At 37.9% G+C, this 13623-nt stretch carries 13 protein-coding genes and 1 pseudogene; 11 read left to right on the forward strand and 3 right to left on the reverse strand.

The window, feature by feature from the left end; all coding sequences use genetic code 11:
• The 6 genes and pseudogenes from H7N67_RS07620 to H7N67_RS07645 all read left to right on the forward strand — a co-directional run.
• Positions 1-122: outer membrane beta-barrel protein (locus tag H7N67_RS07620; protein ID WP_187939406.1), on the forward strand; the 122-nt coding region annotated here is incomplete at its 5' end.
• An 8-nt stretch (positions 123-130) separates the two neighbouring features.
• Positions 131-1768, forward strand: a complete 1638-nt coding sequence (locus H7N67_RS07625; RefSeq protein ID WP_187939584.1) for a class I SAM-dependent methyltransferase — start codon at positions 131-133, stop codon at positions 1766-1768.
• On the forward strand, positions 1734-2582 hold the full coding sequence (locus H7N67_RS07630; RefSeq protein WP_187939585.1) for a glycosyltransferase family 9 protein: 849 nt from the start codon (positions 1734-1736) through the stop codon (positions 2580-2582). Before H7N67_RS07625 ends, H7N67_RS07630 begins: the two co-directional genes overlap by 35 nt.
• Before the next feature lie 45 nt (positions 2583-2627).
• Positions 2628-4427, forward strand: coding sequence for a translational GTPase TypA (gene typA / locus H7N67_RS07635; RefSeq protein WP_000790224.1), 1800 nt, complete (start codon positions 2628-2630; stop codon positions 4425-4427).
• 3 nt (positions 4428-4430) lie between these two features.
• Complete coding sequence (locus tag H7N67_RS07640) at positions 4431-5486, forward strand: DNA cytosine methyltransferase (protein ID WP_187939586.1); 1056 nt, start codon at positions 4431-4433, stop codon at positions 5484-5486.
• A pseudogene (locus H7N67_RS07645) lies at positions 5479-6231 on the forward strand (restriction endonuclease). The gene H7N67_RS07640 and the pseudogene H7N67_RS07645 overlap by 8 nt, the downstream one beginning before the upstream one ends.
• Before the next feature lie 72 nt (positions 6232-6303).
• Here H7N67_RS07645 and H7N67_RS08055 read toward each other — a convergent pair.
• Positions 6304-6492 (reverse strand): hypothetical protein, encoded by a 189-nt coding sequence (locus H7N67_RS08055; protein WP_232263049.1) that lies wholly within the window; start codon positions 6490-6492, stop codon positions 6304-6306.
• Positions 6464-7408: a catalase family peroxidase gene (locus H7N67_RS07650; RefSeq protein ID WP_187939588.1), complete on the reverse strand. Its 945-nt coding sequence runs from the start codon at positions 7406-7408 to the stop codon at positions 6464-6466. The genes H7N67_RS08055 and H7N67_RS07650 overlap by 29 nt, the downstream gene beginning before the upstream one ends.
• Before the next feature lie 287 nt (positions 7409-7695).
• On the opposite strand from H7N67_RS07650, the gene H7N67_RS07655 reads away from it, so the two are divergent.
• Both H7N67_RS07655 and hofD read left to right on the forward strand, forming a co-directional pair.
• The gene (locus H7N67_RS07655; protein WP_187939589.1) at positions 7696-9282 is read left to right on the forward strand and encodes an outer membrane family protein; all 1587 of its coding nucleotides are present in this window, start codon (positions 7696-7698) and stop codon (positions 9280-9282) included.
• Positions 9283-9353: 71 nt separating this feature from the next.
• On the forward strand, positions 9354-10751 hold the full coding sequence (hofD, locus tag H7N67_RS07660) for an outer membrane beta-barrel protein HofD (protein WP_187939590.1): 1398 nt from the start codon (positions 9354-9356) through the stop codon (positions 10749-10751).
• A gap of 230 nt (positions 10752-10981) precedes the next feature.
• Here hofD and H7N67_RS08160 read toward each other — a convergent pair whose 3' ends face one another.
• Positions 10982-11182, reverse strand: coding sequence for a hypothetical protein (locus H7N67_RS08160; RefSeq protein WP_187939593.1), 201 nt, complete (start codon positions 11180-11182; stop codon positions 10982-10984).
• On the opposite strand from H7N67_RS08160, the gene H7N67_RS08165 reads away from it, so the two are divergent.
• The 3 genes from H7N67_RS08165 to H7N67_RS07680 form a co-directional block, all read left to right on the forward strand.
• The gene (locus H7N67_RS08165) at positions 11151-11924 is read left to right on the forward strand and encodes a PBECR3 domain-containing polyvalent protein (RefSeq protein ID WP_187939592.1); all 774 of its coding nucleotides are present in this window, start codon (positions 11151-11153) and stop codon (positions 11922-11924) included. The two genes, H7N67_RS08160 and H7N67_RS08165, sit on opposite strands and share 32 nt — an antisense overlap.
• Before the next feature lie 73 nt (positions 11925-11997).
• Positions 11998-12393, forward strand: coding sequence for a hypothetical protein (locus tag H7N67_RS07675; protein ID WP_187939591.1), 396 nt, complete (start codon positions 11998-12000; stop codon positions 12391-12393).
• Between the two features lie 118 nt (positions 12394-12511).
• On the forward strand, positions 12512-13623 hold a 1112-nt coding region (locus H7N67_RS07680), incomplete at its 3' end, for a DUF3519 domain-containing protein (protein WP_187939594.1).

Below are 13623 nucleotides of genomic sequence, written 5' to 3' on the forward strand. Positions count from 1 at the left end.
TGGGCTTGAAAATCCCTTTAGCGGTCAATTCCTTTTATGAAACGCATGGCAAAGGGTTAAATACCTCTCTCTTTTTCAAACGCCTTGCGGTGTTTAATGTGAGTTACGTTTATAGTTTTTAGGGGGGAAAATGCCTTCAAACGCTCTTTCTGTTGGAGAAATCGCTCATTTAATCAATGTTTCTCATAGCAGCGTGCATAATTGGATCAAAACCAATCTTTTAGAGAAACTAGAAATTGATCATAAAATTTATGTGAAAACGAGTTCTTTTTTAGATTTTTGCCGCAACCATTTAGGGAAAAACAAGCTCAACAAATACGCTAACAAATCCTTAAAAGGCGCGCATAACCATCAAGAATTGATTTTAAAATACCTAAAAATATTAGAAAATAGCTCTGATTTAGAAAAGTTGGGTTCTCATTATGAAGAAGAACTTTCTAACACCACCAGAAATTTAGAAGGCATTTACTACACTCCTAATAAAATAGTAGAACAACTTTTCACTCTCCCTAAAGATTTTGATGCTTCTCAAGCGATTTTTTGCGATCCGGCTGTGGGGAGCGGGAATTTTATCATGCATGCTTTAAAACTGGGTTTTAAGGTTGAAAATATTTATGGCTATGATACGGACGCTTTTGCTATCGCTTTGACTAAAAAGCGTATTAAAGAGCGTTATCATTTAGATTGCCCTAATATTGTGCAAAAAGATTTTTTAAATTTAAAACACACCCCACAATTTGATTGCATTTTCACTAACCCGCCATGGGGTAAGAAATACAATCAAAACCAAAAAGAAAATTTCAAACAGAAATTCAACCTCTCTCAAAGCCTAGATAGTGCGTCGCTCTTTTTTATAGCGAGTGTGAATTGTTTAAAAGAAAACGCTCATTTGGGGCTATTATTACCCGAAAGTTGTTTGAATATTGATGCGTTTAAAAAAATGCGAGAAATGGCTTTAAAGTTTCAAATTAGAAGCCTGATTGATTTTGACAAACCTTTTAAAAATCTAATGACTAAGGCTGTGGGTTTGGTGCTTAAAAAAACCCCTAACAAGGATCAAAAAATCTCATGCTTTTATCAAAATAGCAAGTTCAAACGCTCACCCTCTTCTTTTTTCAACAACCCTAAAAAGATTTTTAATATCCATTGCTCTAATAAAGAAAATAAAATTTTAGACTACCTTTTTTCCATTCCCTATATCACTTTAAAAAATAACGCTCATTTTGCTTTAGGGATTGTTACAGGCAACAATAAAGAAAAATTACACCCCAAACAAGAAAAAAATACCATTCCCATTTTTAGGGGTTCAGATATTTTAAAAGACAGATTAAAAGCCCCTAGCCAATTCATTAACGCTGATTTAAAAGACTGCCAGCAAGTCGCTCCCTTAAGCCTTTATCAGGCTAGAGAAAAAATCGTGTATAAATTCATTTCTTCAAAGCTTGTCTTTTTTTATGACAATGAGCAACGCCTTTTTTTAAACAGCGCGAACATGTTTGTTTTAAAAGAAAATTTCCCTATCAACGCTCATGCGTTAAAAGAACTATTAAACAGCGATTTAATGCAATTCATTTTTGAATCGCTTTTTAAAACGCATAAAATTTTAAGAAAAGATTTGGAATGTTTGCCCCTATTTGCGCAATTTATCAACAATAGTTTTGATGAAAAATTTTATTTAAAAAATTTAGGGATAGAAAAAAAAGACCCTAAACATTTCACCATCAGGAAAAACCATGCATGTTGCTTGTCTTTTGGCTTTAGGGGATAACCTCATCACGCTTAGCCTTTTAAAAGAAATCGCTTTCAAACAGCAACAACCCCTTAAAATCCTAGGTACTCATTTGACTTTAAAAATCGCCAAGCTTTTAGAATGCGAAAAACATTTTGAAATCGTTTCTCTTTTTGAAAATGTCCCTGCTTTTTACGATCTTAAAAAACAAGGCGTTTTTTTAGCGATGAAGGATTTTTTATGGTTGTTAAAAGCGCTTAAGAAGCACAAAATCAAACATTTGATTTTAGAAAAACAGGATTTTAGAAGCACTCTTTTAAACAAATTCATTCCCATAACCACTCCAAATAAAGAAATTAAAAATGTTTATCAAAACCGCCAGGAGTTGTTTTCTCAAATTTATGGGCATGTTTTTGATAATAGTCAATATTCCATGAATTTAAAAAACCCCAAAAAGATTTTGATCAACCCTTTCACAAGATCCATAGAGCGAAGTATCCCTTTAGAACATTTAAAAATCGTTTTAAAACTCTTAAAACCCTTTTGTGTTACGCTTTTAGATTTTGAAGAACGATACGCTTTTTTACAAAATGAAGCCGCTCATTATCGTGCTAAAACCAGTTTAGAAGAAGTTAAAAACCTGATTTTAGAAAGCGATTTGTATATAGGAGGGGATTCGTTTTTGATCCATTTGGCTTACTATTTAAAGAAAAATTATTTTATCTTTTTTTATAGGGATAATGACGATTTCATGCCGCCTAATGGTAAGAATGAAAATTTTCTAAAAGCCCATAAAAGCCATTCTATAGAACAGGATTTAGCCAAAAAATTCCGCCATTTGGGGCTATTATAATATTGTGTTATACTTCTAATTTCAATTTTGCTTGTTAGGACATTCATGAAAAATATTAGAAATATCGCTGTAATCGCGCATGTTGATCATGGGAAAACCACTCTAGTAGATGGCTTACTTTCTCAATCTGGCACATTTAGTGAGAGGGAAAAAGTGGATGAAAGGGTGATGGATAGCAATGATTTGGAAAGAGAAAGAGGCATCACTATCCTGTCTAAAAACACCGCTATTTATTACAAAGACACTAAAATCAATATCATTGACACTCCTGGACATGCTGATTTTGGGGGCGAAGTGGAGCGCGTTTTAAAAATGGTGGATGGGGTGTTGCTTTTAGTGGACGCTCAAGAAGGGGTCATGCCTCAAACTAAATTCGTGGTTAAAAAGGCTTTGAGTTTTGGGATTTGCCCTATTGTGGTGGTGAATAAAATTGATAAGCCTGCCGCTGAGCCGGATAGGGTGGTGGATGAAGTTTTTGACTTGTTCGTAGCCATGGGGGCTAGCGATAAACAATTGGATTTCCCTGTCGTGTATGCCGCCGCACGAGATGGCTATGCGATGAAAAGTTTAGACGATGAAAAGAAAAATTTAGAGCCTTTGTTTGAAACGATTTTAGAGCATGTGCCAAGCCCTAGCGGGAGCGTGGATGAACCTTTGCAAATGCAAATTTTCACGCTTGATTATGACAATTATGTAGGCAAAATCGGTATCGCTAGAGTGTTTAATGGCTCGGTTAAAAAGAATGAAAGCGTGCTGTTGATGAAAAGCGATGGGAGTAAAGAAAATGGCCGTATCACTAAGCTTATAGGTTTTTTAGGGCTGGCTAGGACTGAGATTGAAAACGCTTATGCGGGCGATATTGTAGCGATTGCCGGGTTTAACGCAATGGATGTGGGCGATAGCGTCGTTGATCCTAATAACCCCATGCCTTTAGATCCCATGCATTTAGAAGAGCCTACGATGAGCGTGTATTTTGCTGTCAATGATTCGCCCTTAGCCGGGTTAGAAGGAAAGCATGTTACTGCTAACAAATTGAAAGACAGGCTCTTAAAAGAAATGCAAACCAATATCGCTATGAAATGCGAAGAAATGGGCGAAGGTAAGTTTAAAGTGAGCGGGCGTGGGGAATTGCAAATCACCATTTTAGCTGAAAACTTGCGCCGTGAAGGGTTTGAGTTTAGCATTTCACGCCCTGAAGTCATCATTAAAGAAGAAAATGGCGTTAAATGCGAGCCTTTTGAGCATTTAGTGATTGACACGCCCCAAGATTTTAGCGGGGCTATCATTGAGAGATTAGGCAAAAGAAAAGCCGAGATGAAAGCGATGAATCCCATGAGTGATGGCTATACAAGATTAGAATTTGAAATTCCTGCAAGAGGGCTTATCGGTTATAGGAGCGAGTTTTTAACCGACACTAAGGGCGAAGGCGTGATGAATCATAGCTTTTTGGAATTCCGCCCTTTTAGCGGGAGCGTGGAATCGCGCAAAAATGGGGCGCTAATTAGCATGGAAAATGGCGAAGCGACCGCTTTTTCCCTTTTCAATATCCAAGAAAGAGGCACGCTTTTTATCAACCCTCAAACGAAGGTTTATGTGGGCATGGTCATTGGCGAGCACAGCCGGGATAATGATTTAGATGTCAATCCCATTAAATCCAAACATTTAACCAACATGAGAGCGAGCGGGAGCGATGATGCGATCAAACTCACCCCGCCTAGGACTATGGTGTTAGAAAGGGCGTTAGAATGGATTGAAGAAGATGAGATTTTAGAAGTTACCCCCTTGAATTTAAGGATCAGAAAAAAGATTTTAGACCCTAACATGAGGAAAAGGGCGAAAAAATAAAACTTGTATAAAGTAGCAGATATTTTTTGTGGTGCTGGAGGATTGAGCTATGGCTTTTCTGTGCATTCTCATTTTGAATTAATATGGGCTAACGATATAGACAAGGACGCCATTTTAAGCTATCAAGCCAATCATAAAGAGGCACAAACCATTTTATGCGATATTGCGCAACTTCATTGCCACAACTTGCCATGCGTTCCAATTGACATTCTACTAGGCGGACCACCATGCCAGAGCTACTCCACGCTTGGCAAAAGAAAAATGGATGAAAAAGCGAATCTGTTTAAAGAATATTTACGGATTTTAGATTTAGTGAAACCAAAAATATTTGTTTTTGAAAATGTGGTGGGTTTGATGTCTATGCAAAAAGGGCAATTGTTCCAACGAATTTGTAACGCTTTTAAAGAGAGAGGTTATATTTTAGAGCATGCCATTTTAAACGCTCTAGATTATGGTGTGCCTCAAGTAAGAGAGCGAGTGATTTTAGTGGGCGCGCTTAAAAGTTTTAAACAAAAATTTTACTTCCCTAAACCCATAAAAACGCATTTTTCTTTAAAAGACGCTTTAGGGGATCTACCGCCCATTCAAAGCGGTGAAAATGGCGATGCTTTAGGTTATCTTAAAAATGCGGATAACGTTTTTTTGGAATTTGTGCGAAATTCTAAAGAATTAAGCGAGCATAGCAGTCCTAAAAATAATGAAAAACTGATAAAAATCATGCAAACGCTAAAAGACGGGCAGAATAAAGATGATTTGCCAGAAAGTTTACGCCCCAAAAGCGGTTATATTAATACCTATGCCAAAATGTGGTGGGAAAAACCAGCCCCCACCATTACGAGAAATTTTTCTACCCCAAGCAGTTCCAGGTGCATCCATCCAAGAGACTCTAGAGCGTTAAGCATTAGAGAGGGGGCAAGATTGCAAAGCTTTCCTGATAATTATAAATTTTATGGGAGTGCTAGCGCTAAAAGATTGCAAATTGGCAATGCCGTGCCGCCCTTATTGAGTGCAGCGCTCGCTCATGCTGTCTTTGATTTTTTAAGGGGTAAAAATGTTTGATAATAACGATTTTAAAGGTTATAGAAATTTATTAGGCTTTAATTCTCAAAATGCGTTTAAGGAATTTTTAGGCGCTAAAGACATATAGCCTTGCGTTGATTTTAATTATTTAAATGCGCTCAAAAAAAGGCTTATTGAAATTTTTAGCGCTATCAATAGTATTTATTGTTTTAAATATAATGAGTATGGATTGGAACGCTTTTTTAAAAACTCTATAGAGCGAGTGTTTTCAAAGATAGTGGACACTCATATTATTTATAAGCTGAATAATCAAGGCAGAAGACCTGAAGAAGTTTGTTTTTCTTGGATGCGCGGGTTTTTGGTAGCGGAGTTTTTTAAAGATTTTATCGCTTGTCTTTTTGGCGCGCAAAAAGAAACCATCAAATTTTTTGGTGGTGATAATTTTGAGAGCATAGAAAGCTTTAAAAGAAGTCCTAAAGCCGATTTTTTGTTAGACAATCATTTATTGCTAGAAGTTCAAAGCGGATTTCAAGGGATCAATGACATTAAAGAACATAAAGTTTTAGAGGCTAAAAGGCGTTTGATAACGGATAAAATTCCTACTATTGTGGTGCATTTTGATCTGTTTAACGGGCAAGTGGCGTGCGTAGAAATTTCTAAAATCAAAGACAATGATTTGAATTGGATAACCCGCCAACAAATGGAAGGGCAGAGCGTTTTTAATACTTCGCAAAACTTTTTTGATTACAAAATTACAGAAATACCTAATAAGCCGCTTTCATAAAAACCCATAATACGGCCTAAATAAAATATAAGATAAGAGTATTAAAAATGTGGTAGGTGGATTGAATGTTCGTTATTTTTTGCCCAACATCCAACATGAGTGTGTGCGCCTCAAATAAGAGAGCGAGTGATTTGAGTAGGCGCGCTTAAAAGTTTTAAACAAAAATTCCACTTCCCTAAACCCATAAAAACGCATTTTTGCAACCAATTTATATTGATCCACCCTATCTTTTTTATTGCCTTCTGCTAAAAGTGATCCCATAAACTTCATTCCTGATTTGAAATAAGGGATCAGTAGGGGCTTCTACGCCTTTAGGGAGATCGGCTGGGAAATACACATCTTTATTGCAACCCATTCCTTCGTATTTTTCAACTTTCAATGTCCCCACCAATAATTCCTTGTGTTTGCCTTTCCAAAGCGCGGTCGTGTCGTTAGTGGCATCATTTTTATTCGCAAACACCAGATACATTTGGTATTCTATAGGCTTATTTTTAAGGTGTTGTTGGAATGAAGAAAGCAGATAATTTGAATCTTTTTGCTTTAATTCTTGAGGATTTAAGTATTTAACGCCGTCTTTAGGCACAAATTTCCATCTCGCAGGTAATAATTTCTCTTCCTTATCTTTAAACTTGAACGCATGCACGCTATAATAAGGCGTGTTAGCCACGCTTGAGCTAATCCCTATCGTTTTCATATAGGCGGCAAAATTCCTATAAGATGGGACTTCTTCATAAAGCTTTTTGATTCTTGCTTCATCCACCTTGCCATTTTTAGGGATTCTCATCTCAAAAAATTGAGCGAATTCGTTAGGATTTTTGGCAAAATTGATTTCTGTATTGAGCATCACCATTGTCCAACTAGCGTTTTGGTTTTCTAATCTTAACGCCATTCCCCTAACTTTGCTTTTATCATCCATCGCCACGCCTCCTAAAGAATACCTTACAGACGCAGGGATTTCTTTTTCATTGAGTAATGGCACATCTAAATCCTTTCTTGCTTGCGGGTTAGGGAGGAACACGCCTTTAGCGCAAAACCCCTTAGTGTGGTTGATTTTCATTTTAGGCTCTTTAGCGTTGAGTTTGTAGAAAATATCCGCAATCTCTTCAGCGCTCACTTCATGGGCTTTTAAAAAACCCAAGCTAAAAACCAAACACAAGCTCAAACCAATTTTTTTCATTTTTTTCCTTATTGTTATTTTTTATATAAAACAATGCTTTTTATTGTATCAGTAAATTCCCTATTGAGCCTTAAAAAAAGCCTTTTTTTCAATATATTATTAGGTCTTAAAAGATTATCCTATCCATTTGCATGCGATGAGCAAGCCTTTAAGGATAAACTTGCGTTTTAAATTTTGTGATTTTTAAGAAAAATTAGCTTGATTTTAAACTAATTCTACATTCTTTTATGCTAGAATTATTTTTACAGAGTAATTTATCTATTCTCAGGTAAAGTTAAGGAAGAGGAATGAAATTAAAGAAACGAAAAGTTGTGGCTACATTGCTAAAGCGTTTGACCTTGCCACTATTGTTCACTACGGGTTCATTAGGGGCGGTTACTTATGAGGTGCATGGGGATTTTATCAACTTCTCCAAAGTGGGTTTTAACCGTTCGCCCATTAACCCTGTTAAAGGTATCTATCCTACAGAGACTTTTGTTAATCTTACGGGTAAGCTAGAGGGGTCTGTGCATTTAGGTAGGGGATGGACCGTGAATGTAGGCGGTGTTTTGGGCGGACAAGTTTATGATAACACTAGGTATGATAGGTGGGCAAAGGATTTTACTCCCCCAAGCTATTGGGATAAAACTTCTTGTGGCACGGATTCTTTGAGTCTTTGTATGAATGCGACTAAAATGTGGCAACAGCAAGGGCCAGGTGGTATTATTGACCCTAGGGGTATTGGCTATATGTATATGGGTGAGTGGAACGGTTTGTTCCCTAACTACTACCCGGCTAACGCCTACTTGCCCGGGCATTCAAGGCGCTATGAAGTTTATAAAGCGAATCTCACCTATGACAGCGACAGAGTCCATATGGTAATGGGGCGCTTTGACGTTACGGAGCAGGAGCAAATGGATTGGATTTACCAATTGTTCCAAGGTTTTTATGGGACTTTCAAGCTTACGAATAAGATGAAATTTTTGCTCTTTAGCTCTTGGGGTCGTGGTATCGCTGATGGTCAATGGTTGTTCCCTATCTATCGCGAAAAGCCTTGGGGTATTCATAAGGCGGGTATTATTTATCGCCCTACAAAGAATTTATTGATCCACCCTTATGTGTATCTTATCCCACAAGTAGAAACAGATCCCGGTATTAAAATAGAGTATGATACCAATCCGGGGTTTAGTGGTAGGGGCATTAGGAATAGAACGACTTTCTATGCGTTATACAGCTATCGTTGGAATAACGCTGAATACGGTCGTTACGCGCCCGCTCGTTATAACACTTGGGATCCTTTCTTGGATAATGGTAAGTGGCGCGGCTTGCAAGGTCCTGGTGGTGCGACGCTCTATCTGCACCACCACATAGACATTAACAACTACTTTGTGGTTGGTGGTGCTTACCTCAACATCGGTAACCCTAACATGAACTTAGGTACTTGGGGTAACCCTGTGGCTCTTGATGGTATCGAACAATGGGTCGGTGGCATCTACAGCTTAGGGTTTGCGGGGATTGACAACATTACCGATGCTGACGCGTTCACCGAGTATGTTAAAGGTGGAGGCAAGCATGGTAAGTTCAGTTGGAGCGTTTATCAACGCTTCACTACTGCTCCAAGGGCTTTGGAATATGGTATCGGTATGTATCTAGACTATCAGTTCAGCAAGCATGTTAAAGCGGGTCTTAAACTCGTATGGTTAGAGTTCCAAATCCGTGCGGGTTACAACCCTGGAACCGGTTTCCTTGGGCCAAACGGTCAGCCGCTCAACTTGAATAATGGTTTGTTTGAATCTTCGGCGTTCGCGCAAGGCCCTCAAAACATTGGTGGTATCGCAAAAAGCATCACTCAAGACAGAAGCCATTTGATGACACACATCAGTTATAGTTTCTAAGGGAGTTCCCCTATTCTCTTAGATATGCCTTTTTTTGTATTTTTATTTTAATATCTTTGGGAGTTAGGGTTTTGGAAGTTAAGAGATATTTTTCTTACGCTCTATTTTTTTTGCTTTTTTCTGGTCTTTTTTTATCCAAACTTCAAGCTTATAAATTCAACATGAGCATTGTTGGAAAGGTGAGCAGCTATACCAAGTTTGGCTTTAACAACCAAAGATACCAGCCTTCTAAAGACATTTATCCTACAGGTAGCTACACTTCTTTACTCGGCGAATTGAATTTGAGCATGGGTTTATACAAGGGTTTGAGAGCGGAAGTGGGGGCGATGATGGCAGCGCTCCCCTATGACTCTACCGCTTATCAAGGCAACAATATCCCTAACGGCCAGCCTGGCTCTAGGACCGATCCTTTTGGGGCGGGTATCTTTTGGCAATATATTGGTTGGTATGCGGGACATAGCGGTTTAAACGTGCAAAAACCTCGTTTAGCCATGGTGCATAACGCTTTTTTGAGCTACAACTACAAAAAAGACAAATTCAGTTTTGGCGTGAAAGGGGGGCGCTATGATGCTGAAGAGTATGATTGGTTCACTTCTTACACTCAAGGGGTTGAAGGCTTTGTCAAATACAAAGACACCAGATTCAGAGTGATGTATTCAGACGCTAGGGCTTCAGCGTCAAGCGACTGGTTTTGGTATTTTGGGCGTTACTATACAAGCGGTAAGGCTCTAATGATTGCTGATTTAAAATACGAAAAAGACAACCTAAAAATCAACCCTTATTTTTATGCGATCTTTCAAAGAATGTATGCACCAGGCATTAATATCACTTACGACACCAACCCTAATTTTAATAATAAGGGCTTTCGTTTTGTAGGCACTTTCGTAGGGTTTTTCCCCATTTTTGCCACTCCGGCTAATCAAAATGATATTATCCTCTTCCAACAAGTGCCGTTAGGCAAGAGCGGGCAAACTTATTTCTTCCGCACTCGTTTTTACTATAATAAGTGGCAATTTGGGGGCAGTGTCTATAAAAATATCGGTAACGCTAATGGTGATATAGGTATTTATGGGGATCCTTTAGGGTATAACATTTGGACGAATAGTATTTATGACGCAGAAATTAACAATATCGTTGGCGCTGATGTTATCAATGGGTTTTTGTATGTAGGCTCACAATATAGAGGGTTTAGTTGGAAAATTTTAGGCCGTTGGACGGATAGCCCAAGGGCTGATGAAAGGAGTCTCGCGCTCTTTTTGAGTTATTTTTCTAATAAGTATAATATTAGAATGGATTTAAAACTAGAATATTATGGCAATATCACCAAAAAAGGCTATTGTATTGGGTATTGTGGCATGTATGTTCCAGTCGATCCTAATGGGCCTGGCACGCAACCTTTAACGCACAATGTGTATTCTGATAGGAGCCATATAATGTTTAACATTACTTATGGTTTTAGGATGTACTAGCATTTTATCCTTAATGGATATTTTTGATTAGCCTTTTTAAAATATTGAAAGGCTCTGCTCCAATCAAATATCAATACTCAAAAAGCCTTATTTAATTTTATTATTCAATATTTAATACACTAGAACAAAACACCACACCCCGTGTGCTTTTTAAACCAATTAAACGAGTTTAAAGATGATGTTTTTACCACGCCTAAAGCTAAAGAATACATTGACATAGCGAGCGGTTTTCATAAGCTTTTTAAAAACGACGCTAAGATCGCCGAAAGCTTAAAGCCAGCCATTACGAAAAACTTAAGCCAAGGGTTAGCGACCACTTTAAGCGGAGCGTTAAAATACCAATGGACTAAATTCACGCTAGGGACTTTATACAGGAACGCACCCGATCGCATTCTAGGGATTAAACTCCCCAAAGCTCTAAACGAAGCCACCGCAGGATCCGCTTTAAAGTATCACATTAAAAGAGCGCTAGAACGAAGCCACACGGTAAGCGATTTTAGTAAGAATTTAGATTTAAGCGCTAAAAACTCCCAATTTAGTAACAACACGCTTAAAATCATTGAAGAGCTTACTAACGGGATCAAGCAAGCGAGTGAAGAAATCAAAGAGAAAGCGTTTGATTTTTCTAATCAAAAACTCACTAACGAGCAAATCAAAGAGCTATTAAATAACGCAGAAATCCCTACAAGCGGGAGAGATGCGATCACTTTTGGAACTAATAACCTAAACCCTGAAATCGTTGAATTCCTACACAAAAACAACAAAAAAATGATTATAGAAAAAGCCTCTAACAAAGAAATAGAACTTTTAAAAGACGCTAACTTTAAACACCCTGAAAACATAAGATCGAGTTTAGATCATGATGCTATTACCCACATACTCAAAAGGCATGGCGTTAATTCTGTTAATGTCAAAAATGGAGAAAGCCCTATCACTTACGAAGATATAGCCAATTACAGAAGCTTTATTGATAATGCGGACGCTATTTTTACGGATAACAATAATTTGATCGCATTCAAGCAAATAAACGGCCATGCGGTAGTGGTAGAGCAAGCGGTCAATAGAAAGAGTGAATTAGTTTTAAAAACGATGTATAAGAGTAACGGAGATTATAAGAATAACAACGCTTACAAAAAATTACAAGACACCAAACCCTCTAAGGGGCAACCATAGGTCGAGTCCCTATAGCGATGTCTGAAAGAATGTTACAACAAAAAGATCTAACAAGTCAAGGGAGTTAAAAGAAATGGAAACTATAGACGAGGATCAAAAAATACTTAAAGAAAGACTCAAAGAACTCACGCTAGAAAAAATTAACGCTATTTGTAAAGAAAAAATCACTAAGGACTTTAAAAGCGAGGTTTTAGGGAGCTTGCATGCGTATGATTTGACTTTAGAAGATCAAGCGAACTTGCAGGCTTTAGTGATAGCGGGCATTGATTCGGTTTTTAGGTGCGCTGAAGTGATTAACGGCGTTATAGGTTTCAAAACCTACAAAAAACACACGAAAGCGCAATTATTGAAATTATCACAAGAAGCTTTAAAATTCAAAAGCGATCTGATTTTGTTTTACGGCAGAGAAAAAGAACGCCTGAACACTGTAACGAGACAAAAACACGCAAGAAAGCGACGCTATCAATAGCTTGATGAAAATCATACAAGGACAAGGGCAAAAGGATTTAACTAATTACCAAGCCTTAACGAAAGGCTTGAATTTAGAAGATAAGGAACGCCTAGAATTGAGCATGTTGAATCGCTTGATGGAACAAAGCCTAAAGCAAGATGAAAGCTTAAAGGTGTTTGATAGCGCGCAGTTTTTAAACAAATTGAACGAGTTTAAAAGCGATGTTTTCACCACGCCCAAAGCTAAAGAATACATTGACATAGCGAGCGGTTTTCATAGACTTTTCAAAAACGACGCCAAGATCGCCGAAAGCCTAAAACCCGCTATTACGAAGAACTTAAGCCAAGGTTTAGCGACCACTTTAAGCGGAGCGTTAAAATACCAATGGACTAAATTCACGCTAGGAACACTATACAGAAACGCACCCGATCGCATTTTAGGGATTAAACTCCCCAAAGCCCTAAACGAAGCCACCGCAGGAGCCGCTTTAAAGTATCACATTAAAAGAGCGCTTGAAAGAAGCCACAGCATAAGCGAATTTAGCAAGAATTTAGAATTAAGTGCACAAAATTCTAAATTTAGCAACAACACGCTTAAAATCATTGAAGAGCTTACTAACGGAATCAAGCAAGCGAGTGAGGAAATCAAAGAAAAAGCCACTAAATACGAAAAAGCCTTACAAGAATTACAAAAGATTGATGAAAGCAAGCTGACTAAAGAACAGCAACAGGTTTTAAAAGTGTTTAAGGGCGAGCTAGACCAAGCCGAAATTAAAGGCATAGATTTAAACGACCTTTACATTTTAGAACAAGGATCAAGGAACGCAGGAGCTAGAAAAATACTAAGAAAGCATTACGGAGTAGAGAACACAGGCGGACTCACTAATGAAGAGCTAATCAACATGAGCGAAGTTATCAAAAACGGAAGCGTGTTATTAGAGAGTTTTGAAAGGCTTAAAAACGGCTTTAGATACGCTTACGAATGGGATAATAACGGCGTTAAGCTTAGGTTAGTAGTAGATGATTTAAACAATGGGAATAAGATTTTTGATTTTTATAGCGATAGGAAATTTACAGATTTCAGGGATGCCAGTCTACACTCTGGAAACCATCCCCATGAAAATAATCCTACACCAAAACCGCTAACAGATCAAGAGGATTTATTAAAAACAAGCGAAAATTTAAACGAAACCACACCAACACCTACAAATTTAAGCCCCTTAGAACAAGCCAACGCCGAAAAGTTAGC

This window comes from Helicobacter pylori (assembly GCF_014498195.1).
Lineage (GTDB): Bacteria > Campylobacterota > Campylobacteria > Campylobacterales > Helicobacteraceae > Helicobacter > Helicobacter pylori_DO.

Coding starts and splice junctions, on each gene's coding strand:
- H7N67_RS07625 (WP_187939584.1), top strand. CDS start 131: ATGCCTTCAAACGCTCTTTCTGTTGGAGAAATCGCTCATTTAATCAAT.
- H7N67_RS07630 (WP_187939585.1), top strand. CDS start 1,734: ATGCATGTTGCTTGTCTTTTGGCTTTAGGGGATAACCTCATCACGCTT.
- typA (WP_000790224.1), top strand. CDS start 2,628: ATGAAAAATATTAGAAATATCGCTGTAATCGCGCATGTTGATCATGGG.
- H7N67_RS08055 (WP_232263049.1), bottom strand. CDS start 6,492: ATGGGATCACTTTTAGCAGAAGGCAATAAAAAAGATAGGGTGGATCAA.
- H7N67_RS07650 (WP_187939588.1), bottom strand. CDS start 7,408: ATGAAAAAAATTGGTTTGAGCTTGTGTTTGGTTTTTAGCTTGGGTTTT.
- H7N67_RS07655 (WP_187939589.1), top strand. CDS start 7,696: ATGAAATTAAAGAAACGAAAAGTTGTGGCTACATTGCTAAAGCGTTTG.
- H7N67_RS07675 (WP_187939591.1), top strand. CDS start 11,998: ATGGAAACTATAGACGAGGATCAAAAAATACTTAAAGAAAGACTCAAA.